Source organism: Streptomyces sp. NC-S4, assembly GCF_054353315.1.
Genome location: NZ_CM135937.1, coordinates 4,760,200 through 4,783,836 on the forward strand (window position 1 = coordinate 4,760,200; position 23,637 = coordinate 4,783,836).

Below are 23,637 nucleotides of genomic sequence, written 5' to 3' on the forward strand. Positions count from 1 at the left end.
AGAAAGCAACAGCGGTAATACAACAGGAGGTTTTCATGAGGATCATCTGGTTTCGTATGCGGACGGCGCTGAGGGTGCGCGGGGGCGACAGGGGGATGTCCACGTCCGAATACGCGATGGGCACGATCGCGGCCTGTGCATTCGCGGCCGTCCTCTACAAGGTGGTGACGAGTGAAGTCGTCGCCACGGCCCTTCAGTCGACCATCGGAAAGGCGCTCGATGTGCCGTTCTGAGGGTGCGTCACCGAGTGCCCGGGGAAAGTCGGACCGGGGATATGTGACGGCGGAGGCCGCCCTGGTGATTCCGGCGCTGGTGCTGTTCGCGGCGCTGCTGGTGTGGGCCCTCATGGCGGCGGCCGCGCAGATCCGGTGTGTGGACGCGGCCCGGGCCGGCGCCCGGGCGGCGGCCAGGTCGGAGCCGTTGGACGTGGCGGAGGCCGCGGCCCGGACGGCCGCGCCACCGGGTGCGCGGGTGGAGCTGGAGCGGACGGGCGACCTCTGGCGGGTCCGGGTGGCGGCGAAGGCGCCCGGGCCGGGCGGGCTGCCGGTACGGCTCGGAGCGCAGGCGGTGGCCCTGGCGGAGGACAGCGTGGGGCCGCCGCCGTGAGCCGGGACCGGGGTTCGGCCACGGTCTGGGCGGCGCTGGTGGCGACGGTTCTGGGTGCGGTGTTCGGCGGGGTGCTGCTGCTCGGCCAGGCCGTCGTGGCCCGCCACCGGGCGGCGGCCGCCGCCGACCTGGCGGCGCTCGCGGCGGCGGCCACCTGGGCCCACGGGCCGGAGACGGCGTGTGCGGCGGCCCTGCGGGTGGCCCGGGCGCAGGGGGCGACGCTCGGCGGGTGCCTGCTCCGGGGCGAGGTCGCCGAGGTCGCCGCCCGGGTCGCGGCGGGCCCCTTCACCGCGGCGATCCGGGCCCGGGCGGGCCCGCCCGGCGCGCCGGGTTGAGGCAGCGCCGGGGGCTGCGTACGGCCGCCGGCCTCCGGTCCGGGCCCGGGACGGGCGCCGGTGGCTCCTCGGGCGCCGCCAGGCCCGGCACGGAGCACCTCAGGCCTCGGGGGCCTCGGTGGCGTCAGGGGCCTCGGTGGGCTCGGTGGGCGGGGATTCGGAGAGGAGGCGGGTGAGGAGGCGGATGGCGCCGCGCTTGTGCAGGGGCTCGTTGCCGTTGCCGCATTTGGGGGACTGGATGCAGGAAGGGCAGCCGGACTCGCACTCGCAGGCCGCGATCGCGTCGCGGGTCGCCGTCAGCCAGGCGCGGGCGGTGCCGAAGGCGCGCTCCGCGAAGCCGGCGCCGCCGGGGTGACCGTCGTAGACGAAGACCGTGGGGAGGAGGGTGTCGGGATGCAGCGGTACGGAGACGCCGCCGATGTCCCAGCGGTCGCAGGTGGCGAACAGCGGGAGCATGCCAATGGAGGCGTGCTCGGCGGCGTGCAGGGTGCCGCCTAGGATCTCCGGGTTGATCCGGGCCTCGTCGAGCTGGTCCTCGGTCACCGTCCACCACACGGCCCGGGTGCGCAGGGTGCGGGGCGGCAGGTCGAGCTTGGCCTCGCCCAGCACCTCGCCGGTGATCAGCTTGCGGCGCAGATAGGAGACGACCTGGTTGGTGACCTCGACGGAGCCGAAGCAGAGCCGGGCCGAGCCCCACGGGATCTCGGTCTCGGTCTCCAGGACGGAGATGGAGGTGGTGTCACGGGCCGTGGTCGAGAAGGGCGGGTCCGCCTGCTCCACGAGGGCCACCGAATCCTCCAGGTCCAGGTGTTTCACGAGATACGTGCGGCCCTGGTGGAGGTGGACGGCCCCCTCGTGGACGGCGGTGTGGGCCGCCGACTCGTCGACCGTGCCCAGCAGCCGGCCGGTCGAGGCCTCGACGATCTGCACCGGGCGGCCGCCGCCTCCCCGGATGTCGGTGAGGTCCGAGGCCCGTTCCCGGCGGGTCCAGTGCCAGGCGGTCGCCCGGCGGCGCAGCAGCTTCGCCGCTTCGAGCTGAGGAAGGAGGTCCTCGGTCGCCGGGCCGAAGAGGTCCAGGTCGGCGTCGGTCAGCGGTAGCTCCGCCGCGGCCGCGCACAGGTGGGGGGCGAGGACGTACGGGTTGTCGGGGTCCAGGACGGTGGCCTCCACCGGCCGCTGGAACAGCGCCTCCGGGTGGTGCACGAGGTAGGTGTCCAGCGGGTCGTCGCGGGCGATCAGCACGGCCAGGGCGCCCTGGCCCGAGCGCCCCGCGCGGCCCGCCTGCTGCCACAGGGAGGCCCTCGTACCCGGGTAGCCGGTGATCAGGACGGCGTCCAGGCCGGAGACGTCCACACCGAGCTCCAGGGCCGTCGTGGCGGCCAGCCCGAGCAGCTCGCCGGAGTGCAGGGCCCGCTCCAGGGCCCGGCGCTCCTCGGGCAGGTAGCCGCCCCGGTAGGCGGCGACCCGGCGGGGCAGGGACCCGTCGACCGAAGCCAGCCGTTCCTGGGTGATCACGGAGATCAGTTCGGCGCCGCGCCGGGAGCGGACGAAGGCGACCGTACGGACCCCCTGGACCACCAGGTCGGTCAGCAGGTCGGCCGTCTCGGCGGTGGCCGTACGGCGTACGGGCGCGCCCTTCTCGCCGCGCAGCTCGGTCAGCAGCGGCGGCTCCCAGAGGGCGAAGACCACCTCGCCCCGCGGGGAGGCGTCGTCGGTGATCTCGATCACCCGTACGCCGGTCAGCCGGGAGGCGGCCGCCGCCGGGTCGCTCGCGGTGGCGGAGGCCAGCAGGAAGACGGGCTGGGCGCCGTAGCGGGCGCACAGCCGCCGCAGCCGGCGCAGTACCTGTGCCACGTGGGAGCCGAAGACCCCGCGGTAGGTGTGGCACTCGTCGATCACGACGTAGCGCAGGGCCCGCAGGAAGGAGGACCAGCGCGGGTGGGCCGGAAGGATCCCGCGGTGCAGCATGTCGGGGTTGGTCAGGACGTAGTTCGCGTACTGGCGCACCCATTCGCGTTCCTCGACGGGCGTGTCGCCGTCGTAGACCGCGGGGCGCACGGCGTTGCCCAGCGGGGCGGCCAGTTCCCGTACGGCACGCCGCTGGTCGGCCGCCAGGGCCTTGGTGGGGGCCAGGTACAGGGCGGTCGCGCCCCTGCCGTTCGGGGCCTCGGCGCCGTCCGCGAGGGCGGAGAGCACGGGCGCGAGGTAGGCGAGGGACTTGCCCGAGGCGGTTCCGGTGGCCACGACCACGGACGTCCCGTCGAGGGCGAGCTCGGCCGCTGCGGCCTGGTGTTCCCACGGATGGTCGATTCCGGCCGATCCGATCGCGGCTACGACGTCTGTTCGGATGCGGTCCGGCCAGACTGCATGACGACCCGCCCGAGGGGGCAAGTGCTCCGTATGAGTGATGCGCGCAGCACGGGAAGGCCCCCGTGACAGGCGGTCCAGGACCGTGTCGGGAGTGGGTCGTGGGTCCGTGTGCGCCGTGGGCCGTCCGGGACCAGATGTGTTGGCCATCGGAACCGAGTGTGTCACCGGCGTGCGGGACAATGGTCCGAAGGCGTCGTGCGCGCCTGCCGGTAAGTGATTGAATGCCATCGCGGCAGCCAATCCCTCGCCTACCTTCGGGTGAGGGGGCGTCGCTCGATAGCAAGGTGCTGGAGGATCCGTGGACCTGTCCCTGTCGACTCGCACTGTCGGCGACCGTACGGTCGTGGAGGTCGGTGGCGAGATTGATGTGTATACCGCGCCCAAGCTGCGCGAGCAGTTGGTCGAGTTGGTGAACGACGGCAGCTACCACCTGGTTGTCGACATGGAGCGGGTGGACTTCCTCGACTCCACCGGCCTCGGTGTGCTGGTGGGAGGCCTCAAGCGCGTCCGTGCGCACGAGGGCTCGCTCCGTCTGGTGTGCAACCAGGAGCGCATCCTGAAGATCTTCCGGATCACCGGTCTGACCAAGGTGTTTCCGATCCACACCACGGTGGAAGACGCCGTCAACGCCACCGACTGACGGCTCCGCGCGGCCCCCTGCAGCCTCCGGGCGGCGGGGAGCCGACAAGGAGAGCGGGGGTACCGGGTCATGGTTGGCCCGGGCCCCTGTCAAGGCACGCCCGTAGTCCGAGGGGGATGCGCATGGCCACCGTTGAACTGCGCTTCAGCGCCCAGCCCGAACACGTCCGGACGGCCCGCCTGGTCGCGGCCGCCGTGGCGCGCCGGGTCGGCGTGGAGGAAGCCGTCCTCGACGAGGTCCGCCTCGCCGTGGGTGAGGCCTGTTCCCGTGCCGTCGGACTCCACCGGAGCAACGGACTGACCGCGCCCGTCCGGGTGGTGCTGACCGAGGAGGACAAGACGTTCTCCATCGAGGTCGGCGACGAGGTCCCCGTGCTTTCCGGCAGCGCGGCCGACGCGGTGTCCGGCATGACCGCCGTCCTGGAGTCCGAGGGCGAGACCGAGGACGAGATGGGTCTCGCGGTGATCAGCGGGCTCGTCGACGACGTCGAGGTGAGCAGCGGGGAATCGGGCGGGACCATCCGGATGAGCTGGCCCGTCTCCGGGGTCTCCGAACTTCCCTGAGATCCACCGCGATCCGCTCCGCCCGCAATCCTTCGTATCTTCGGATCTTTATCAAGGCCCTGCTGAGCAGGGCCTTTTTCATTTCCCTGGATCATTGATGAGGCGTCAATGCCTTTGTCCCATTACCACTTTCGAGGGTAATGGAGTGACGCGATCTATTGCTGAGGAGCGAGAGCACGCCAATTGCGTTTCCGGCGCACTGTTTTGATCGGGGCGCGCTCCCTACAATCCGTCCACATCTTGAGCTCATCACGTCAAGGAGGACGAATGACGGGGCTCTTCACCCCTATCGCGCCGGATCGCACCACAGATCTGGCAGCCGCAGTACTCACCGATGACAATCGGCTCATCGTGATCGTCATTGCGGCCGTGGCCCTCGCCGCACTCGTCGTCGCGCAGATCCTGGTCCGCCAGGTCCTCGCCGCCGACGAGGGAACCGACAGCATGAAGAAGATCGCCGCAGCCGTCCAGGAAGGCGCCAACGCCTATCTCGGCCGGCAGCTGCGCACCCTCGGCATCTTCGCCGTCGTGGTCTTCTTCCTGCTCTTCCTGCTCCCCGCCGACGACTGGACGCAGCGGGGCGGGCGCTCCGCCTTCTTCCTCGTGGGCGCCATCTTCTCGGCCGCCACCGGCTACATCGGCATGCGCCTGGCGGTCCGCGCCAACGTCCGTGTCGCCGCGGCCGCACGCGAGGCCACCCCGGCCGAGGGGGAGCCCGCCAAGGACCTGACCGAGGTCGCCCACAAGGCGATGAAGATCGCCTTCCGGACGGGCGGCGTCGTCGGCATGTTCACCGTCGGCCTCGGCCTCCTCGGCGCCTCCTGCGTCGTCCTGGTCTATGCCGCCGACGCCCCCAAGGTCCTGGAGGGCTTCGGTCTCGGCGCCGCACTGATCGCGATGTTCATGCGCGTGGGCGGCGGAATCTTCACCAAGGCCGCCGACGTCGGCGCCGACCTGGTCGGCAAGGTCGAGCAGGGCATTCCGGAGGACGACCCGCGCAATGCCGCGACCATCGCCGACAACGTGGGCGACAACGTCGGAGACTGCGCCGGAATGGCGGCCGACCTCTTCGAGTCCTACGCCGTCACCCTGGTGGCCGCGCTCATCCTCGGCAAGGCCGCCTTCGGCGACCTGGGCCTCGCCTTCCCGCTGATCGTGCCCGCGATCGGCGTCATCACCGCGATGATCGGCATCTTCGCGGTCTCCCCGCGCCGCAGCGACCGCAGCGGAATGACCGCGATCAACCGCGGGTTCTTCATCTCCGCCGTGATCTCCCTGGCGCTGGTCGCGATCGCCGTCTACGCCTACCTGCCGGCCACCTACAAGGAGCTCGTCGGCGTCGAGAACCCGGCGATCACCAACCACACCGGTGACCCGCGGATCCTGGCCGTCGTCGCCGTCGCCATCGGCATCGTGCTCGCGGCCCTGATCCAGCAGCTGACCGGCTACTTCACCGAGACCAACCGGCGCCCCGTCCGGGACATCGGCAAGTCCTCCCTGACCGGTGCGGCCACCGTCGTCCTCGCCGGCATCTCGGTGGGCCTGGAGTCCGCCGTCTACACGGCCCTGCTCATCGGCCTCGGCGTCTACGGCGCGTTCCTGCTCGGCGGTACGTCGATCCTGCTCGCGCTCTTCGCGGTGGCCCTGGCCGGCACCGGCCTGCTCACCACCGTCGGCGTCATCGTCGCCATGGACACCTTCGGGCCCGTCTCCGACAACGCCCAGGGCATCGCCGAGATGTCCGGCGACGTCGAGGGCGCCGGTGCTCAGGTCCTGACCGACCTGGACGCCGTGGGCAACACCACCAAGGCCATCACCAAGGGCATCGCCATCGCCACCGCGGTGCTCGCTGCCGCGGCCCTGTTCGGCTCGTACAACGACGCGATCGCCGCCGCGGTCAAGGAGGTCGGGGCCAAGGCCGGGGAGCTGAACCTCAGCCTGGACATCGCCCAGCCCAACAACCTCGTCGGGCTGATCCTGGGCGCCGCCGTCGTCTTCCTGTTCTCCGGCCTCGCCATCAACGCCGTCTCCCGCTCCGCGGGCTCGGTGGTCTACGAGGTGCGCCGCCAGTTCCGCGAGCACCCCGGGATCATGGACTACAGCGAGAAGCCCGAGTACGGGCGCGTCGTCGACATCTGCACCAAGGACGCGCTGCGCGAGCTCGCCACGCCCGGCCTGCTCGCCGTGCTCACCCCCATCGCCGTGGGCTTCTCCCTCGGCGTGGGCGCGCTCGGTGCCTTCCTCGCCGGTGCCATCGGCACGGGCACCCTGATGGCGGTCTTCCTCGCCAACTCCGGCGGCGCGTGGGACAACGCGAAGAAGCTGGTCGAGGACGGCCACCACGGCGGCAAGGGCAGCGAGGCCCACGAGGCGGTCGTCATCGGCGACACGGTCGGCGACCCGTTCAAGGACACCGCAGGTCCCGCGATCAACCCGCTGCTCAAGGTCATGAACCTGGTGGCGCTGCTGATCGCCCCCGCGGTCGTGCAGTTCAGCTACGGCGGGGACAGCAGCCCGGTCGTGCGGGCGATCGTCGCGGTCCTCGCGATCGGGGTCATCATCGCCGCGGTGTACATCTCCAAGCGCCGCGGCATCGCGGTCGGCGACGAGGCCGAGGGCGGAGCCGCCGAGCGGGTGGCCCAGTCGGCCGACCCGGCGACGGTCTCCTGACCCGAGGTCCGGCCGGCGGTACGGGCCGGGCCGGGCAGGGCCGGCCGGTACGCCCGAAAGGCGGATGGGCGGCGCGGACTCACGCGCCGTCTGTCCGCCTTTGTGCGTCTGCGCAGGGCGGGCGTGTATCTTCCGGGCCGAGAGCCTTCGAAGGGACCAATCCGGTGAACAAGAAGATCGCGGCCGCGTTGTCGGGCAGTGCGGCACTGATGCTCGTCCTGTCCGGATGCGGCGGGGACGAGACCGACCAGAAGGCCGGCTCCTGGGCCAAGAAGGTCTGTGACCAGTGGCAGCCCCAGATCCAGAAGATCGAAGCCGCCAACCTCGAGATCAAGCGGGTGGCCTCGGAGAGCAGCAAGCCCGACGAGGTCCAGAAGACCGATTCGGCGGCGTTCGCGACGATGACCGAGTCGTACAAGGCCATGGCCGACGCCCTGCGGTCGGCGGGCGTCCCGCCGGTCAAGAACGGTGCCGCGACCCAGGACGCGGCGGCCAAGGGCTTCGAGACGACCTCCACGGGCTATGCCGATCTGAAGACGAAGACGGACGCCCTCGACCCTCAGGACAAGACGAAGTTCGCCGACGGCCTCAAGGAGGTCGCGGGCGGGCTCAAGGACGTGACGAAGGGCGGCCAGGAAGCGCTCGCCCAGCTCAAGGCGGGCGGCCTCGGCCCGGCGATCAACGGCCAGAAGGGCTGCCAGGTGGCCATGGCACCGGCGTCCGGCCAGTAGGACGGCCGGTCCGCGCGGCCGGTCCGCGCGGGCGGTGGCGCGCGCGGTACGCCGCTCGGGGCGGCCGCGGTCCCGGAGGGGACCGCGGCCGCCCTTTCGCGTCCGGGGGCCCGATGTGATCGGCAGGACGGGTCCCAGCGGACACAATGGACGCGTGAGTACCACCAGCCTCCCCAAGCCCGATCGCGCCCCCGAGCTCCGCGCCGCCCTGCTCGCCGCCGGATTCACCGCCGACGGGCTGCTCGACCTGCTCGGCGCCCCCGCCTACGCCGCGCTGGCCCGCAGCGAGACCGTGCCCGCCCTGCGCGCCACCCGAGGACCGGGCGACGGAGCGCTCGCGAGCCTGGTCCGGCTGTTCCTGCTCCAGCAGCCGGAGCCGTACGCGCACGCCGCGGCGGCGCTGCCCCTCGAGGCGGCGCTGGCCGACGGCTGGCTGCGGCTGGAGGAGGTCGCCGACGGCGAGGACACGGTGCACGCCACCGTCGACGTACGCCCGTACGGCGGCCCGGACGGCGAGGACTGGTTCATCGTCTCCGACCTCGGCTGCTCCGTGGGAGGGGCCGGCGGGATCGGCAGCCGGGGGCGTGAGCCGGGCACAGCCGTGGTCCTCGGCGTCGGCGGGGCGTCCACGACCCTGGCCGGGATCACCGTCCGCACCCCGGTCGGCTCCGCCCTCGACGTCGGCACCGGATCCGGAATCCAGGCGCTGCACGCGTCCCGGCACGCCACCCGGGTCACCGCCACCGACGTCAACCCCAGGGCCCTGGAATTCACCCGTCTGACGCTGGCCCTGTCCGGGGCCCCGGAGGCCGAGCTGCTCACCGGGTCGCTGTTCGAGCCGGTCGGCGAGGCCACGTACGACCTCATCGTGTCGAACCCGCCCTTCGTGATCTCCCCCGGCGCCCGGCTGACGTACCGGGACGGCGGTATGGGCGGCGACGACCTGTGCCGGACCCTGGTCCAGGAGGCCGGTGCGCGGCTGAACCCCGGCGGGTACGCGCAGTTCCTCGGCAACTGGCAGCACGTGGAGGGCGAGGACTGGCGCGACCGGCTGCGCTCCTGGGTGCCGCGCGGCTGCGACGCCTGGATCGTGCAGCGTGACGTGCAGGACGTGACGCAGTACGCGGAACTGTGGCTGCGCGACGCGGGCGACCACCGGACCGACCCGGCCGAGTACACGCGGCGGTACGAGGACTGGCTGGACGAGTTCGAGGCCCGCGGGACCAAGTCCGTCGGCTTCGGGTGGATCACCTTGCGCCGGACGGACGCGGCCGAGCCCTCGATCGTGGTCGAGGAGTGGCCCCACACGGTGGAGCAGCCGCTCGGCGAGGCCGTCCTGGCCCACTTCGCGCGCCAGGACTACCTGCGCCAGCACGACGACGCGGCGCTGCTGGAGGCCCATTTCGCGCTGGCCGAGGAAGTGGTCCAGGAGCAGGTCGGCGCGCCCGGCGCGGAGGATCCGGAACACGTCGTGCTCCGGCAGAACCGCGGGATGCGGCGCGCCACCAAGGTCGACACGGTCGGCGCCGGCTTCGCCGGGGTGTGTGACGGCTCACTGAGCGCGGGCCGGATCCTGGACGCGATCGCGCAGCTGGTCCAGGAGGACCCGATCGTGCTGCGGGACCGCACTCCGGAGGCCATCCGGCTGCTGGTCGAGCAGGGCTTCCTGGACCCGGTGGCGGGCCCCGCGCGGTAGTCGGCCCCGGAATGTAACCCGGGGTTCGCCCGCCGTATCCACAGGGCTGCCAGTCTCCTGTGCAGGGGGATCCGGGGGGATCCCGTGAGTGGCCCGGGGGTAAGGGGAAGCGGCGCGGAACACGGTCCGGCGATCTTCGCGGCAGCCGTGTTCCCGCTGTTCGGGGCCGCTCTGCAGGCCTGACGGGGGCGTGTTCTCCGCGACCGTGCGCCGGTGGCGGAGGGCGCGCGCCCCGTCTCGGCCGAACCGCCGCACGGGCTCGCCGGCGGCGCGGCGACGCACTCGGGGGCCGGGCGCCTCGCGCGGCTGCGGCACCGGGATCGAGAGCCCCGGGCGGACCGGGACGCGCCCCGGGAGCCGACCCGGAAAGCCGAGGTCGGAGCAGGCCCGGCAGCCTGCGGGAAGGCGCCGCCAGACGGCCCCCCGGCCACCCTGCCCGGTGATCGGGAACGCCCCGGCGCGGCATCCGGGCGGCAGAAACGGCACTTGTCGGGTTACCGTTCGAGTGGCCGTTGCGGGCTTCTGCCGTTTGACACGGGGGCGGGTTGTACCGTCACACTCCGCAGCGTCGCCGTACTGCGACCGAGTGCCGACCGGAGAGAAGAGCCAAGTTGTCCCCGACTAGCGAGACCGCAAAGGGCGGCCGCCGACTCGTCATCGTCGAGTCCCCTGCCAAGGCGAAGACGATCAAGGGCTACCTCGGCCCCGGATACGTCGTCGAGGCGAGCGTCGGGCACATCCGCGACCTCCCGAACGGCGCGGCCGAGGTTCCCGATAAGTACACCGGTGAGGTCCGCCGCCTCGGCGTGGACGTCGAGCACGACTTCCAGCCGATCTACGTCGTCAACGCCGACAAGAAGGCCCAGGTCAGGAAGCTCAAGGAGCTGCTGGCCGAGTCCGACGAACTCTTCCTCGCCACCGATGAGGACCGCGAGGGCGAAGCCATCGCGTGGCACCTGCAGGAAGTCCTGAAGCCCAAGGTCCCCGTCCACCGGATGGTCTTCCACGAGATCACCAAGGACGCGATCCGCGACGCCGTCGCGAACCCGCGCGAGCTGAACCAGCGCATGGTCGACGCCCAGGAGACCCGCCGCATCCTCGACCGCCTCTACGGCTACGAGGTCTCGCCGGTCCTGTGGAAGAAGGTCATGCCGCGGCTGTCGGCCGGGCGCGTCCAGTCGGTGGCCACCCGCCTCGTCGTCGAGCGGGAGCGCGAGCGCATCGCCTTCCGCTCCGCCGAGTACTGGGACCTGACCGGCACCTTCGCCACCGGCCGCGCCGGTGACGCCTCCGACCCGTCGACCCTGGTCGCCCGCCTGAACACGGTGGACGGCAAGCGCGTCGCGCAGGGTCGCGACTTCGGCCCGAACGGGCAGCTCAAGAGCGAGGTCCTGCACCTCGACGAGGCGAACGCGCGGGCCCTGGCCGCCGCGCTGGCGGACACCTCGTTCGCCGTGCGCTCGGTCGAGTCCAAGCCGTACCGCCGCTCCCCGTACGCCCCGTTCCGTACGACGACGCTGCAGCAGGAGGCCTCGCGCAAGCTGGGCTTCGGCGCGAAGGCGACGATGCAGGTGGCGCAGAAGCTGTACGAGAACGGCTTCATCACCTACATGCGTACGGACTCCACCACGCTGTCCGACACCGCGGTGTCGGCGGCGCGGGCGCAGGTCACGCAGCTCTACGGGGCCGACTACCTGCCGGAGAAGCCGCGCGTCTACGCCGGGAAGGTCAAGAACGCCCAGGAGGCGCACGAGGCGATCCGTCCCTCGGGTGATCGTTTCCGCACCCCGGCCGAGACGGGTCTGACCGGCGACCAGTTCCGCCTGTACGAGCTGATCTGGAAGCGGACCGTTGCCTCCCAGATGAAGGACGCGACCGGCAACAGCGTCACCGTGAAGATCGGCGGCCGCGCCTCGGACGGACGCGACGCCGAGTTCACCGCCTCCGGCAAGACGATCACCTTCCACGGCTTCATGAAGGCCTACGTCGAGGGTGCGGACGACCCGAACGCCGAGCTCGACGACCGCGAGCGGCGCCTGCCGCAGGTCGCGGAGGGCGACGCGCTGGCCGCCGAGGAGATCACGGCGGACGGCCACTCGACCAAGCCGCCGGCCCGCTACACCGAGGCCTCGCTGGTCAAGGAGCTCGAAGAGCGCGAGATCGGCCGCCCGTCGACGTACGCGTCGATCATCGGCACGATCCTCGACCGCGGCTACGTCTTCAAGAAGGGCACGGCGCTCGTGCCGTCCTTCCTGTCGTTCGCCGTGGTGAACCTGCTGGAGACGCACTTCGGCCGGCTCGTCGACTACGACTTCACCGCGAAGATGGAGGACGACCTCGACCGCATCGCGCGGGGCGAGGCCCAGTCCGTGCCGTGGCTGAAGCGGTTCTACTTCGGATCGGAGGACGCGACCGAGGTCGTGCCGGCCGACGGGGACCACCTCGGCGGTCTGAAGGAGCTGGTCACGGACCTGGGTGCGATCGACGCCCGCGAGATCTCCTCCTTCCCGGTCGGCGAGGGCATCGTGCTGCGCGTCGGCCGCTACGGGCCGTACGTGGAGCGGGGCGAGAAGGACGCCGAGGGCCACCAGCGGGCCGACGTGCCCGACGACATGGCTCCGGACGAGCTGACGATCGCCTACGCGGAGGAGCTGTTCGCGAAGCCGAGCGGCGAGTTCCAGCTCGGCAAGGACCCGGTCAGCGGCAACGAGATCGTCGCGAAGGACGGCCGCTACGGGCCCTACGTGACGGAGATCCTGCCCGAGGGCACGCCCAAGACCGGCAAGAACGCGGTCAAGGCGCGCACCGCCTCGCTCTTCAAGACGATGAGCCTGGACACGGTCACGCTCGACGACGCCCTGAAGCTGATGTCGCTGCCGCGCGTGGTCGGCGCCGACGCGGAGGGCGTGGAGATCACGGCCCAGAACGGCCGCTACGGCCCGTACCTGAAGAAGGGCACGGACTCGCGGTCCCTGGAGACCGAGGACCAGCTCTTCTCGATCACGCTGGACGAGGCGCTCGCGATCTACGCGCAGCCGAAGCAGCGGGGCCGGGCCGCGGCCAAGCCGCCGCTGAAGGAGCTGGGCACCGACCCGGTCAGCGAGAAGCCCGTCGTGGTCAAGGACGGCCGTTTCGGCCCGTACGTGACCGACGGCGAGACGAACGCGACGCTGCGGCGGGACGACGACGTCGAGACGATCACGCCGGAGCGGGGCTACGAGCTGCTCGCGGAGAAGCGGGCGAAGGGCCCGGCCAAGAAGGCGGCGAAGAAGGCCCCCGCCAAGAAGGCCCCGGCGAAGAAGGCGACGGCGACGAAGGCCGCCGCAGCGAAGAAGACGACGGCGGCCAAGAAGACGACCGCCAAGAAGACCGTGGCGAAGAAGACGGTGGCCAAGAAGGCCGCCGCGGCCCCGGCGGCCCCCGCGGACGAGTAGTCGCCCGCTCCGGCAGCCCCGCCGGCGCTCGAGGCGCGGGGGCTCGGGGGCAGCGCCCCCGCTGCGGCGCCGCACCCGCCGTACCCGGACCCCGGGCGTTCCCCGGGGTCCGGGTGCGGGGCGGAGCCCCGGAAGGTGGGTCCCGGGTCACACCCGGGCTCGTCCACAGGCTTCCGCACCCGCATAGTGCAGCGGATAGGCTGGGCGGATGACGCGAGCCGAGCAGCCGGCGGTCGTGACCGCCCCGGCGAACCCCACCTACGACGAAGCCCTAGCCGCGGATTCCCGCGAGCGTGCGGTGCGCGCTCTGCTGCGCACTCCCAGGCTGCGCCGGCTGTGGAGCGCCCAGCTGGTGAGCGGCATCGGCGATGCCCTGGCCCTGCTGGTGCTGGTGCTGCTGGCCCTCCAGGCAGCGGCCTCGGAAGGGGGCTTCGGCGGCGGGTACCGCGGCGCGGCCCTCGCCGTCGCCGCCGTCTTCGGGGTCCGGATCCTCGCCACCCTGCTCTTCGGCGCCGTCCTCCTCGGCCCGCTGGCCGGGCTGCTGGGCGCCGGCGGCAAGCTGGACCGCCGCTGGACCATGATCGGGGCCGACGGGATCCGCCTCGCGCTCTTCGTCGTCGCCCCGCTCTGGCTCGACTGGATCCCGGCCCACGCGCTGACCGCGCTGCTGGCCACCGTCTTCGTCTCCGGCGCCGCCGAGCGGCTGTGGACCCTGGCCAAGGAGAGCGCGGCGCCCGCCCTGCTGCCCGCGCCGCCGCCGGAGGGGGCGACCGTACGGCCGCTCCCGGACCACCTGGACGCGCTGCGCCGGCTGACCCTGCGCACGTCCTTCGCCGCGCTCCCGATCGCCGCGGCCGCGCTGCTCGCCGCGACCCTGGTCGGCAAGGCGCTCGGCCTCGGCATCGACTGGTTCGCCGCGAACCAGGCCGCCCTCGGCTCGTACGTGGCCTCCGGGCTCTTCGCCGCCTCGGTCTCGCTGCTGCTGCCGCTGGTGCTGCCCGGCGGGGCGACCCCGCGGCCGCGTTCGCCGCTGGAGGGCCTGCGCACCCCCAAGGCGGGCGACCGGCCCGACAAGGGCCGTACGGGCGCCATCCCCCTTCTCGTCCTGAGCTGCGCCGCGATCGCCGGAGCGGTGTCCAGCGCCGTGTCCGTGTCCGTACTGCACGCCTTCGACCTGGGCGGCGGGCCGGCCGCCTTCGCGCTGTTCGTCCTCGCCCTGGTGGGCGGTACCGCGGCGGGCATCCGCGCCACCCAGGCCGGCAAGGTGCTGCCCGCGCTGTCCCGCCGCCGGCTGATGGCCCTCGCCATAGCGGTCACCGGGCTCGCGCTGCTGCTGACCGGGCTCGTCCCGGACATGGCCACCGTGCTGTTCCTCTCGCTGCTCGCCGGCGTCGCCGCGGGCGTCGCGGCCAACACCGGCCACACCCTGCTGGACCAGGAGACCGAGGAGTTCCGGCGGGCCCGGATCACCGAGCACCTCCAGGCCTCCGTACGGGTGGCCCTGGCGCTCGGCGCCGTTGCCGCGCCCGTCCTGGCCGCGGCGATCGGCCCGCACCGGCTGACCGGCGCCGAGATCGTCTTCGCGCACGGCGGAGCCGCCTTCACCCTGATGCTGGTGGGCGCCCTGCTGCTGCCGGTCGCCGTGGTGGTGCTCACGAAGGCCGACGACCGCCGGGGCGTACCCCTGCGGCGCGACCTGCGCGAGGCGCTGCGCGGCGGGGAGCCGGTCCAGGCGGCGTCCGCCACCGGGTTCTTCATCGCCCTGGAGGGCGGCGACGGCGCCGGCAAGTCCACCCAGGTCCAGGCGCTGGCCGACTGGATACGGGGCAAGGGCCACGAAGTCGTGGTGACCCGCGAGCCCGGGGCGACCCCCGTCGGCAAGCGGCTCCGCTCGATCCTGCTCGACATCTCCTCGGCGGGCCTGTCGAACCGCGCCGAGGCACTGCTGTACGCCGCCGACCGGGCGGAGCACGTGGACACCGTGGTGCGGCCGGCCCTGGAGCGCGGCGCGGTCGTCATCTCGGACCGCTACATCGACTCCTCGGTGGCCTACCAGGGCGCCGGCCGTGACCTCTCCCCGACGGAGATCGCGAGGATCTCGCGCTGGGCCACCGACGGGCTCGTCCCGAACCTGACCGTGCTGCTCGACGTATCGCCGGAGGCGGCGCGCGAGCGGTTCACGGAGGCACCGGACCGGCTGGAGTCGGAGCCGACGGAGTTCCACGAGCGGGTGCGGTCCGGGTTCCTGACCCTCGCCGCGGCCGACCCCGGCCGCTACCTCGTGGTCGACGCGGGCCAGGATCCGGGGTCGGTGACCACCGTCGTCCGCCACCGCCTGGACCGGATGCTCCCGCTCTCGGAGGCCGAGGTGGCCGCCCAGGCGGAGGCCCGGCGCCTCGCCGAGGAGGAGGCCCGGCGCAAGGCCGAGGAAGAGGCCGCCCGCAAGGCGGAGGAAGCGCGCCTGCGGGCCGAGGAGGAGGCCCGGCTGGCCCGCGAGGCCGAGGAAGCGCGGATCAAGGCCGAGGCGGAGGCCGCCCGCAGGGCGGAGGAGGAGCGGCTGCGCGCCGAGGAGGAGGCCCGGGCCCGGGCCGAGGCCGAGCGGCTGCGCCTGGAGGCCGAGGAGAAGGCGCGCGCGGCGGAGGCCGAGCGGCTGCGCCGACAGGCCGAGGAGGAGGCCCGGCTGCGGGCCGAGGCCGAGGAGCGGCGGCTGGAGAAGCAGCGGCGGGCCGAGGAGGCCCTGCTGAAGGCCGAGGAGGCGCGCCGGCTGGTGGCGGCCGAGGCGGCGGCGAAGGCGGCTGCTGCCGCTGCCGTGGCGGCCGCGGAGGCTGCTGCGGTCGCGCCGGCGGCTCCTGCGCCCGCCCCTGCGCCTGCGCCCGCGCCCGCCCAGGCCCCTGGGCCGAAGGTCGCCATGACCAAGAGGCCGGAGCCCGAGCCGCACCCGGACGACGCGGTGACCGTGGAGACGCCGGTGGTCCCGGCGACTCCGGTGGCTCCGCAGGCCAGGCCGGTCAAGCGGGTCGTCCAGCCGGACGACGTCACCCAGACGGTCCCGGTGCCGAAGATCGACCCGGCCTCCGCCGCGGAGACCGCGGTGCTGCCGCCCGTCCGTCCGGTCGACGAGACGGCGGTGCTGCCGCCGGTCCGTCCGGTCGACGAGACGGCGGTGCTGCCGCCCGTACGTCCGGACGCGCCGCAGGCGCCGCAGCCCGCGCAGGACGGCGGCGCCGGGCGGGCCCGGTCCGCCACGCGGCCGACGGCCCGGCGCCCCGAGGAGGACCCGGCCGACCGGGTGCCGTCGGGCATCTTCCGGGACTCCGGCAATGACCGGACGCGGGAGCTCCCGGTCGTCGACGACGAGGGCCGGCCGCGTCGGCCGCGTCCGGACTGGGCCGAGGAGACCCCGCTGGACGACCTGCCGACGCTGGCGGACGAGCTGCTGGGCCGCCGCCGGGACGACGAGGACGGCGACGAGGGCGACGGGGGCGGACGGGCACCGCGCCGCCGCCGCTGACCGGGGACGGCCTGGGCCGGGACGGGGTTGTCAGTGGCGCCCGCCACAATGGGTGCACGGAGAGTGAAAGGTGGTGGGCGGGATGCCCGTATGGGACGACCTGGTGGGACAGGAGCGGGTGCGGACGCAGCTGGCCGCCGCCGCCCGTGACGCCGACGCACTGGTCACGGCCATCACGGCCGGGACCGAGCCGCCCGCGGCGTCCAAGATGACCCACGCCTGGCTGTTCACCGGTCCGCCCGGATCCGGGCGGACCGTCGCCGCCCGGGCCTTCGCCGCAGCCCTGCAGTGCACCAGCCCCGACCGCGCCCTCGGCGGTGAGCCCGGCTGCGGGTTCTGCGACGGCTGCCACACCACCATGGTCGGTACGCACGCGGACGTCTCCACCGTCGTCGCGGTCGGCAGCCAGATCCTCGTCGACGACATGCGGGACACCGTCCGCAAGTCCTACACCTCCCCGGCCACCGGCCGCTGGCAGATCATCCTGGTCGAGGACGCCGAGCGCCTGAACGAGAAGTCCGCCAACGCGGTCCTCAAGGCCGTGGAGGAGCCCGCTCCCCGCACGGTCTGGCTGCTGTGCTCGCCCTCCGTGGAGGACGTGCTGCCGACCATCCGCTCGCGCTGCCGCCACCTCAACCTCAGCACCCCCTCGGTCGCGGCCGTCGCCGACATGCTCGTGCGGCGCGACGGCATCGAGCCGGCCGTGGCCCTGGCCGTCGCCCGGGTCACCCAGGGGCACGTCGACCGCGCCCGTCGGCTGGCCACCGACGAGGTGGCCCGGGAGCGCAGGGCGACGGTCCTGAAGCTCCCGCTCCGGGTGGACGACGTCGGCGCCTGCCTCAAGGCCGCCCAGGACCTGGTGGACGCCGCCGCCGAGGACGCCAAGCAGGTCGCGGAGGAGGTCGACACCAAGGAGACCGAGGAGCTGAGGGCCGCGCTCGGCGCCGGAACGGGCGCCGGCAGCCGGATGCCGCGCGGCACGGCCGGCGTGATGAAGGAGCTGGAGGACCGGCAGAAGCGCCGTCGCACCCGCACCCAGCGCGACACCCTCGAACTGGCGCTGACCGACCTCACCAGCTTCTACCGGGACGTCCTGGCCCTGCAGCTCGGCTCGTCCGTGGCCATCGCCAACGAGGAGATACGGCCCGACCTGGACCGCGTCGCCCGCGCCTCGGGCCCCGAGCGGACCCTGCGCCGGATCGAGGCGATCATCGCCTGCCGGGACTCCCTCGACCGCAATGTCGCCCCGCTCCTCGCCGTCGAGGCGATGACGATGGCCCTGCGCGCGGGCTGACCGCGTCCGGGCCGCCGGGCGGAAGTCCATACGCGGTTGACCGTCTCACCCGTACGGGCGAACCGGTCGCCGGGGCCGTGCGGAGGCCGGTCGGTGCCGGGCCGGGCACGGACCGTGGGCAGGCGTGCGGCCGGCCCGGTCCCCGACCACCCGCTCACGTCCTCCGGTACGACGTACGCTCCGGGGATGGACACCAGTCGACTGCTGCGTACCACCGGAACCGTGATCGCAGCTGCCGGGCTGCTGCTCTCCGGGTGCACCCCGGGCGGGCCGGGGGAACCCCTGGCCGCCGCGTCCTCCCCGCCGGAGTCCGCCACAGCCTCGGGGCGGCCGTCCCCCGACGAGGCCGCGCTGCGCCCGTACTACGAGCAGAAGCTGACCTGGCGCGACTGCGGTGTCCCCGGATTCCAGTGCTCCACCATGAAGGCTCCGCTGGACTACGCGAACCCCGGCTCCGGCCAGGACGTCGACATCGCCGTGTCGCGCCGTACGGCCACGGGTCCCGGCAAGCGCCTCGGCTCGCTGGTGGTCAACCCGGGCGGCCCGGGCGGCTCCGGCATCGGCTACCTCCAGGCGTACGCGGGCATCGGCTATCCCGCGGCCGTGCGGGCCCAGTACGACATGGTGTCCTTCGACCCGCGCGGGGTGGAACGCAGCAGCCCCGTCGAGTGCCTGAGCGGCCCGGCCATGGACAAGTACACGCAGGTGGACCAGACACCGGACGACCCGGCCGAGCGGGCGGAGCTGGTGGCGGCCTTCAAGGAGTTCGCGGCCGCCTGCCAGAAGAACTCCGGCCGGGTCCTGCCGCACGTCTCCACCGTCGACGCCGCCCGGGACATGGACCTGCTGCGCGCGCTGCTCGGGGACAAGAAGCTGAACTACGTCGGGGCCTCGTACGGCACCTTCCTGGGCGCCACGTACGCGGACCTCTTCCCGGACCGGGTGGGCCGACTGGTCCTGGACGGGGCGATGGACCCCACCCGGCCCGCGCTCGAACTGAACCGGGACCAGACGGAGGGCTTCAACACGGCCTTCACCGCCTTCGCCAAGGACTGCGCGAAGCAGCCCGACTGCCCGCTCGGCAAGGGCGACCCGGACGCGGTGGAGGCGCGCCTGAAGGAGTTCTTCCGCAAGGTCGACGCCCAGCCGGTGGCGAGCGGCGACCCGGACCGCCCGCTGGGCGAGGCCCTGGCGACGACCGGGGTGATCGCGGCGCTGTACGACGAGAGCGCCTGGCCGCAGCTGCGCGAGGCGCTCACCTCGGCGATGAACGGCGACGGATCGAGCCTGCTGAGCCTGGCCGACAGCTATTACGAGCGCGAGGCGGACGGCAAGTACGCCAACCTGATGTTCGCGAACGCCGCCGTGAACTGCATCGACCAGCCCGCGGCCTTCAGCGGCCCCGAGGCCGTCGACACCGCCCTGCCGTCCTTCGAGAAGGCCTCCCCGGTCTTCGGCGCGGGCCTCGCCTGGGCCGCGCTGAACTGCACGTACTGGCCCGTGAAGGCCACGGGTCAGGCGAGGGCACTGACCGCGAAGGGCGCCGCGCCGATCGTGGTGGTCGGCACCACGCGCGACCCGGCGACCCCGTACAAGTGGGCCAAGGCGCTGGCCGGCCAGCTCGAATCCGGCACGCTCCTCACCTACGACGGTGACGGCCACACGGCGTACGGGCGCGGCAGCGCCTGCATCGACACCGCGATCAACCGCTACCTCCTGGAGGGCAAGGCTCCGCAGGACGGCAAGAAGTGCTGAGGGTACGGGGCGATCGCCCCGATCTGTGACCTGTGCCCCACCGCCGCGAAACCTGGTTCAAGGCACCCGTCCACACCCTGTAGACTTGGCGCCGCTGCTGATGAGCGCCCCTCTCCGAGGGAACACTTGTCTGATCAGCGGTGCCGCCTTAGCTCAGTTGGCCAGAGCAACGCACTCGTAATGCGTAGGTCTCGGGTTCGAATCCCGAAGGCGGCTCCAGCGAAGCCCCGGGAATCACTCGCCGTGACCCGGGGCTTTTGCTATGCCCGGACCGCCCCGGGTCCGTCGGCGAGCAGCCGCGCTCCTCCTCGTGGTCAGTCCGTGAGGTTCAGGATGAGGCGGGCGGTGGAGTCGATGAGGTCCTTGTCGGCCGGTTCGCCGAAGACGAGGACGCGGTAGTAGATCGGGCCCAGCAGGAGATCGGTGAGCCGGGCGAGGTTCTCCTCGTCCGGGGTCTTCCCGGTGTGGCGTTCGATGATCGTGCGCAGGCCGGCCAGGTCGCGTTCGCGCTGCTTGAGCAGGAAGCCCTCGCGCAGGGCGGCGGCTGTGCCCTGGTCCAGTTGGGCGTGGCCGAGGAGCGCCTGGAGCACCTGGCCCGCCGGCTCCTGGAAGAAGCCGGCGACGCGGTGCAGGTGTGCGGTGAGGTCCTCGGCGGCGGTTCCGGACGGCTCGGCCCAGGCGAGGCCTTCGAGGGCGTCGTCCTCCAGGGCGTCGAGCAGGATCTCGACCTTCGACTTCCACCACCGGTAGATCGTCTGCTTGGCGACGCCCGCCCGGGCGGCGATGCCCTCGATCGTGGTCGCGGCGAAGCCCTGTTCCACCAGCAGGTCGTCGGCTGCGTTCAGCACCGCGACGCGGATGCTTTCACTGCGCCGCGGACCCGTGCGGCTCACGACGGGGGAGGGGGCGCTGCGGCCTTCGGTCTTCCGTGCGGCGCTGATGGTGGTTCACCTCTTGTTCCGTGCGAATGGCGCGATTCTGGCACACCGGACCTACGCAGCGACCGGCCCCTTGCGGCTGCGGGCGAGGCTCAGCAGCACGGTGAGGGCGAGCAGGGCGACCAGGGCGCTGAATATCTCCCCGGCCGGCCGCAGGCTCGTGGCGCGGATCAGTACGCCGACGCCGATGGCGGGGACGGCGAGCATGGAGTACAGGATCGCGAAGAACGTCGACACCGAAGCCCCGCGGTGCTGCGGGTCGCTGCGGGTGGTGATGCCGCCGATGCCGTGGCCGAGGGCGATGCCGGTGGCCAGGCCGTTCACCGCGGCGCCGATGAGCAGCGGGACCAGGGACGCGAGCGCCATGGCGAGCGCGATCAGCCCCGCGGCGAGGATCAGCCCCAGGCAGGCCGCGGAGAGCGCGGCGCCCGGCTTGATCCGGCGGACCAGCAGCTGGCCCAGTGCGGTGCAGGCGAAGGCGGTGAAGACGACGAGTCCGGTGAGCGAGTGGCTCCTCTCGTGGAGGACCGTGCCGAGGAACAGGCCGGTGACGGCGGTGAGTACGCCGAGCACGGCGAAGCCCGCCCCGGCGGCCATCGCGGAACGCAGGAAGTCCGGGCGGATCTCCGCCGGGATGTGCAGCGGCTGGAACCGGAAGGTGAATCCGGAGCGGTGTGCGGCCGTCTCCGGGGACGAGGCCACGCCGACGAGCCCGATCGCCGTCAGCGCGAGCATCACGAGCCACGGGGTGCGCAGCGGTGAGGGGGCGGCATCGGCGAGGATCCCGGCGAGCAGGGTGCCGCAGGCGAGGCCGCCCATGTTGGCGAACAGCGCGACCGTCGCGGGCCGGATCCGGCGGTCCGGCGGGATGAGCTCGGTGAGCGAGGCGGTGGCGGCGCCGGTGACGAGCGCGGCGGAGAAGCCGGAGACCACGCGGGCGACGAGCAGGACGGCCACGTCGTCGGCGGCCAGGAACACCAGGGCGGCGCAGACGGAGAGGAGGGTCGCCGCGACCAGTACGGGGCGCCGCCCGATCTGGTCCGACAGGCGCCCGAAGGCGAGGAGTCCGAGGACGACCCCGAGGGCGTAGACGGCGAAGATCACGGTGACGGTGATCGGGGAGAAGCCGAACTCCGCGCCGTACAGCGGGTAGAGCGGGGTGGGTGCCGTGGTCCCCGCCATGGTGATCCAGAAAGCGAAGGCGACGACGGCGGCCGCGAGCCTGCGGCGGGGGGCGGGTGAAGTCGCCGCGTCCGGAGGGGAGTCGGCGTCCGGCGGGGAGTCGGTGCGGTCGGTTCGGTTCGGCACGGGATGACCTCCGGCAAAAGACTGGACGATGCGTTGCGTCTGGCTGTGACATTAGACTAGACGTTGCGTCTATTCAACGGGCCCCGCTCCGCCGCGATCGGCTGGGGCGATTGCGCGGTTCGGGAGCCGGTATGGGGCGGGTGTTGTGGTGGCGGGGTGGGCCGATGAGGCTGGGGCCCGCAGATGAGGTCGCCGGGCTGTCGGGCCGGCGCGTACGTGGAGGTGCGGCGTGGGGCGGTTCACCGTTGTCGTCAACGGCGAGGAGCAGTACTCGATCTGGGCCGAAGGGCGCGAAGTGCCGCTGGGCTGGCGGGACACGGGCGTGACCGGGACCAAGGAGGAGTGCCTCGAGTACATCGACGAGGTGTGGAAGGACCAGCGCCCCCTGAGCGTGCGCTAGGCGGACACGGCCCGGGGGGCGTCATCGGCTCCGGGTCACGCGTCCGGGGGGAGCCAGCCGCGCTGGACCGCTCGGACACCGGCCTCGAAGCGGCTGCGGGCGCCCAGGCGTTCCATCAGGACCGTGGCGATGCGGCGGGCCGTGCGGTGGGAGACACCGAGGCGCTTGGCGATCCCCTCGTCGGTGTGCCCCTCTGCGAGCAGGCGCAGGCTGGCCGCCTCCTGGTGGTCCAGCTCGGACTCGTCGCGGCGCGGAGCCCGGCCCAGTGGCCGGGCGTTCTCCCACACCGTCTCGAAGAGGGTGCACAGGGCGGTGAGCGTGCCCTGGCCGGTGAGGGCGACCGCGCCCTCACCGCTGTCCTCGCTGTTGACGGGCAGTACGGCGGTCGTCCGGTCCACGATGGTCATCCGCAGCGGCAGCACGGCGATCGTGCGGACCTGGCCGCCGAGCTCCGTCAGCCACTTGGCGTGCGCCTCGCTCGCCGGGTTGTTGCGCACGCTGTCGAGGTAGATGGTCCGCATGGTGACGCCCCGGCCGAGCAGCCGCTCGTTGAGCGGGCGGGAGGCCGCCATGTTCGCCTCCGTCTGCGCCCCGCCGGGGGCGAAGACCATCACCTCGGTGCGGACGTTCTCGGTGAGCACCGCGAGGCGGGTCCGGACCTCGTCGACGTCGGCGAGGTGCTCCACGCTGACCGGTGCCCCGACCGGGCGCAGGTCCTCGTACTCGGAGACCAGCTGCTGGGCCACGGCCCGGGCGCCCGCGATGCGCTGGTTCTCCAGGGCCAGCTCGGCCTGGCGCCGGGCGAGCAGGTATTCCAGGCCGACCTCCGGGCTGACCGCGCGGGGCGTCGCCGGCGCACCGGCCGGTCCGCCGGCGGGGTACTGCACGAGGGAGAGGCCGGACAGCCGCTCCCACGCTGCGTGCACGGCCTCTTCGGGGATCCCGAGCAGCCCGGCCAGGGTCTCGGCGCCGTCCCGCGGGTGGCTCAGCATCGCCCGGTAAACGGCTTCGGTCAGTCTGTCCAGTCCCAGTACGTCGAGCATCGGCCCCCCACCCGTCAGCAGAGGACATTATCTCCGGCGGGGCCTGTTCGGCCCGTGCTGGCCAGATTGGGTCAGGGCCCAATCTGGCCACCGAAAACCCCTTTCCCGGGCCTGTGACGCGTGGTGATGCTGGAGCCGCAAGAAACACGCATGTCACAGGGGGATGTTTTTCATGCTGAGCACTCGTATGGGCAAAGCCGTGGCGATCGTCGTCTTCGGCGCCGCCGTTCTGATGGCGCCCGCCACCGCGCAGGCCGCCACCACCGAAGTACCGCAGGGCGCAGCCGTGCCCACCACCCAGGCCGACGGCCAGAAGACCGACATGGGCTGGCAGTGACCGACG

Annotated in this window: 18 protein-coding genes and 1 tRNA gene; 15 read left to right on the forward strand and 4 right to left on the reverse strand. The window is 72.8% G+C overall.

All coding sequences use genetic code 11. The features are described 5' to 3' along the window. The first annotated feature begins 35 nt into the window (after positions 1 to 35). The 3 genes from ACXNSR_RS21395 to ACXNSR_RS21405 are packed head-to-tail and all read left to right on the forward strand — an operon-like array spanning position 36 to position 941. Positions 36 to 233: a DUF4244 domain-containing protein gene (locus ACXNSR_RS21395; RefSeq protein WP_458637141.1), complete on the forward strand. Its 198-nt coding sequence runs from the start codon at positions 36 to 38 to the stop codon at positions 231 to 233. Beyond that, a complete protein-coding gene (locus ACXNSR_RS21400) occupies positions 220 to 606 on the forward strand; it encodes a TadE family type IV pilus minor pilin (RefSeq protein WP_458637142.1) in 387 nt (128 codons plus the stop codon). Before ACXNSR_RS21395 ends, ACXNSR_RS21400 begins: the two co-directional genes overlap by 14 nt. Next, positions 603 to 941 carry an Rv3654c family TadE-like protein gene (locus ACXNSR_RS21405; protein ID WP_458637143.1) on the forward strand — a complete coding sequence of 113 codons (339 nt, stop codon included), beginning with the start codon at positions 603 to 605 and terminating at the stop codon, positions 939 to 941. The genes ACXNSR_RS21400 and ACXNSR_RS21405 overlap by 4 nt, the downstream gene beginning before the upstream one ends. Before the next feature lie 99 nt (positions 942 to 1,040). Here the strand turns inward: ACXNSR_RS21405 and ACXNSR_RS21410 are convergent, their stop codons facing one another. After that, a complete protein-coding gene (locus tag ACXNSR_RS21410) occupies positions 1,041 to 3,539 on the reverse strand; it encodes a DEAD/DEAH box helicase (RefSeq protein ID WP_458637144.1) in 2,499 nt (832 codons plus the stop codon). A 70-nt stretch (positions 3,540 to 3,609) separates the two neighbouring features. Between ACXNSR_RS21410 and bldG the strand changes: the two genes are divergently transcribed. The 10 genes from bldG to ACXNSR_RS21460 all read left to right on the forward strand — a co-directional run bounded on the left by bldG (position 3,610) and on the right by ACXNSR_RS21460 (position 19,824). Continuing rightward, complete coding sequence (gene bldG / locus ACXNSR_RS21415; RefSeq protein ID WP_008743037.1) at positions 3,610 to 3,951, forward strand: anti-sigma factor antagonist BldG; 342 nt, start codon at positions 3,610 to 3,612, stop codon at positions 3,949 to 3,951. Between the two features lie 122 nt (positions 3,952 to 4,073). Then, positions 4,074 to 4,514, forward strand: coding sequence for an ATP-binding protein (locus tag ACXNSR_RS21420; RefSeq protein WP_458637145.1), 441 nt, complete (start codon positions 4,074 to 4,076; stop codon positions 4,512 to 4,514). Between the two features lie 267 nt (positions 4,515 to 4,781). Continuing rightward, positions 4,782 to 7,184, forward strand: a complete 2,403-nt coding sequence (locus ACXNSR_RS21425) for a sodium-translocating pyrophosphatase (protein WP_458637146.1) — start codon at positions 4,782 to 4,784, stop codon at positions 7,182 to 7,184. Between the two features lie 164 nt (positions 7,185 to 7,348). After that, on the forward strand, positions 7,349 to 7,915 hold the full coding sequence (locus ACXNSR_RS21430; protein WP_458637147.1) for a small secreted protein: 567 nt from the start codon (positions 7,349 to 7,351) through the stop codon (positions 7,913 to 7,915). A 154-nt stretch (positions 7,916 to 8,069) separates the two neighbouring features. Continuing rightward, complete coding sequence (locus tag ACXNSR_RS21435; protein WP_458637148.1) at positions 8,070 to 9,611, forward strand: DUF7059 domain-containing protein; 1,542 nt, start codon at positions 8,070 to 8,072, stop codon at positions 9,609 to 9,611. Between the two features lie 611 nt (positions 9,612 to 10,222). Then, positions 10,223 to 13,045, forward strand: coding sequence for a type I DNA topoisomerase (gene topA, locus ACXNSR_RS21440; protein WP_458637149.1), 2,823 nt, complete (start codon positions 10,223 to 10,225; stop codon positions 13,043 to 13,045). Positions 13,046 to 13,253: 208 nt separating this feature from the next. Beyond that, entirely contained in the window at positions 13,254 to 16,556 is a 3,303-nt protein-coding gene (tmk, locus tag ACXNSR_RS21445) for a dTMP kinase (protein WP_458637150.1), read from the forward strand. Positions 16,557 to 16,638: 82 nt separating this feature from the next. Beyond that, complete coding sequence (locus ACXNSR_RS21450; RefSeq protein WP_458637151.1) at positions 16,639 to 17,850, forward strand: DNA polymerase III subunit delta'; 1,212 nt, start codon at positions 16,639 to 16,641, stop codon at positions 17,848 to 17,850. A 186-nt stretch (positions 17,851 to 18,036) separates the two neighbouring features. Further along, positions 18,037 to 19,605 (forward strand): alpha/beta hydrolase, encoded by a 1,569-nt coding sequence (locus ACXNSR_RS21455; RefSeq protein WP_458637152.1) that lies wholly within the window; start codon positions 18,037 to 18,039, stop codon positions 19,603 to 19,605. Between the two features lie 142 nt (positions 19,606 to 19,747). Further along, positions 19,748 to 19,824 (forward strand) — tRNA-Thr (locus tag ACXNSR_RS21460). A 95-nt stretch (positions 19,825 to 19,919) separates the two neighbouring features. Here ACXNSR_RS21460 and ACXNSR_RS21465 read toward each other — a convergent pair. Continuing rightward, positions 19,920 to 20,453, reverse strand: coding sequence for a TetR/AcrR family transcriptional regulator (locus ACXNSR_RS21465; RefSeq protein ID WP_458637153.1), 534 nt, complete (start codon positions 20,451 to 20,453; stop codon positions 19,920 to 19,922). Between the two features lie 144 nt (positions 20,454 to 20,597). Next, positions 20,598 to 21,851 carry an MFS transporter gene (locus ACXNSR_RS21470; RefSeq protein ID WP_458637154.1) on the reverse strand — a complete coding sequence of 418 codons (1,254 nt, stop codon included), beginning with the start codon at positions 21,849 to 21,851 and terminating at the stop codon, positions 20,598 to 20,600. A 229-nt stretch (positions 21,852 to 22,080) separates the two neighbouring features. Here ACXNSR_RS21470 and ACXNSR_RS21475 point away from each other — a divergent pair, with 229 nt between their 5' ends. After that, positions 22,081 to 22,251 (forward strand): MbtH family protein, encoded by a 171-nt coding sequence (locus ACXNSR_RS21475; RefSeq protein ID WP_458637155.1) that lies wholly within the window; start codon positions 22,081 to 22,083, stop codon positions 22,249 to 22,251. 35 nt (positions 22,252 to 22,286) lie between these two features. On the opposite strand, the gene ACXNSR_RS21480 is transcribed toward ACXNSR_RS21475, so the two are convergent. After that, positions 22,287 to 23,294, reverse strand: a complete 1,008-nt coding sequence (locus ACXNSR_RS21480; RefSeq protein ID WP_458637156.1) for a helix-turn-helix domain-containing protein — start codon at positions 23,292 to 23,294, stop codon at positions 22,287 to 22,289. Between the two features lie 172 nt (positions 23,295 to 23,466). Between ACXNSR_RS21480 and ACXNSR_RS21485 the strand changes: the two genes are divergently transcribed. Then, positions 23,467 to 23,631 (forward strand): hypothetical protein, encoded by a 165-nt coding sequence (locus tag ACXNSR_RS21485; RefSeq protein WP_458637157.1) that lies wholly within the window; start codon positions 23,467 to 23,469, stop codon positions 23,629 to 23,631. The last annotated feature ends 6 nt before the right edge of the window (positions 23,632 to 23,637 follow it).